This window comes from Erythrobacter sp. HI0063 (genome assembly GCF_001635685.1).
Lineage (GTDB): Bacteria > Pseudomonadota > Alphaproteobacteria > Sphingomonadales > Sphingomonadaceae > Qipengyuania.
Genome location: NZ_LWFF01000232.1, coordinates 1 through 259, shown reverse-complemented (window position 1 = coordinate 259; position 259 = coordinate 1). Strand labels below are relative to the sequence as shown.

Here is a 259-nt window from a genome sequence, read left to right as displayed (position 1 = left end):
GTCGGTGCGATGAAGCTGCCGAGAGCGATCGCGCCCACCGGTTCGGACGTGCCGTCCGCATAAGACGCCGAGACGATCCCGACTTCATTCACCGTGACCCCAACGAAATCGGAACCGTCCGCGTTCTGAGCCGGCAGGACCGCGTCCTGCAGCGTGTTGATATCGGGATCGCCATTTCCGTCCAGCGCGAACAATTGCAGCCTGTTGTTGGAGGAATCCACAATTTCGCCTTCGCCGTTGAGCGAGAACGAGCCCGCGC

General features: G+C 61.8%; 1 pseudogene. It reads right to left on the bottom strand.

Features of this window, described 5'->3' with window-relative positions:
• Positions 1-259 (bottom strand): annotated as a pseudogene (locus A3736_RS17550) (flagellar biosynthesis protein FlgE); the annotation flags it as partial.